The organism is Vibrio sp. Vb1337 (genome assembly GCF_033338715.1).
Taxonomy (GTDB): Bacteria; Pseudomonadota; Gammaproteobacteria; order Enterobacterales; family Vibrionaceae; genus Vibrio; species Vibrio alginolyticus.
Window position 1 is genome coordinate 1 of the sequence record NZ_JAWOTD010000259.1, and the last position, 1,056, is coordinate 1,056.

Sequence of the window (1,056 nt, forward strand, 5' to 3'; positions counted from 1 at the left end):
TTGCCATCATTGGCAGGGAAGGGGGCTAAATCTGGCAGGGCGACATACTTTTGCAGATTCTTGTAAATGTTCGCTGCCAGCTCAGGTGCAATAATATTGTCTGCTGTGTGAATCATCACATATGGCTGTTTACCTTCCGCAATCCATTGTGGCAATTTACTTAGCCAAGGCACAAAGAAGTCGTAATTTTGTTGTTCTTCCGGATGGCCAATAAAACGAATCATCGGGTGTGAAGCGGTTGCAATCGCATGAACGGGAACTTTGGGCTTCTTCATTTGAGCATCAATGATGGCTTCATTGTCAGGCTTTGCCGCAAACACAGGGCGGCTATCCATGATTATTCGGTCAATACCGTTTTCCACCAACCACTGATTAAGCGCTCGCTCTTCCTCGCCTTTAGAGAAAAAGGCCATATGACGTACTTCTACGCCCAGTGGAAAGTTAGGCGGGAAACTGGCGCAAAACTTTTTCAAACGTTCAAGATACTCAGGGCCAAAAGTTGCTGGGAGTTGGATCGTCCATTGACCGACGCGCTCATGCAGGGGCTCCATGATTTTCATAAAATCACGAAGTTGCTCGTTGCAACCTCTTAGCATTTGTTCATGAGTGATAGCCTTAGGGAGCTTAAACGTAAACTTAAAATCGTCGTGCGTTGCCGCTTTCCAATTTTGCACCGTGTTGTGTGTCGGCGTGGCGTAAAAGGTGGTATTTCCTTCCACAGTATGAAATACCTGAGCGTATTTTTCTAAACGCTCAGCAGGTTTAGTTCCACTACCGTAAAAGCTTTGTTGCCATTGGTTGTGAGACCACATGGTTAAACCAAGTCGAAGGGGTAAATTATCCATCATTCTTTATTGTTTGTATCTCCTGTACGCACTTTACGAGAGTTTTGCTGAAATAGGTAATTTCACGCTATAATCCCCACCAATTTTTTCGCTTTGGTGCGCTTTTGAACATTTGTTGTACTAAAAACCACCAGGGAATGATAAAACACACTTAATTGTATGTTGAGTAGTCGATTTTCATAGACTTTCAGCGTATAACGGAATCTTTACT

1 protein-coding gene is annotated in these 1,056 nt (G+C 43.8%); it reads right to left on the reverse strand.

The features are described from left to right. A partial coding sequence (locus R7E42_RS25480) for a DUF72 domain-containing protein (RefSeq protein ID WP_318073306.1) occupies nt 1-845 on the reverse strand: 845 nt, incomplete at its 3' end. Nucleotides 846-1,056: the final 211 nt, after the last annotated feature.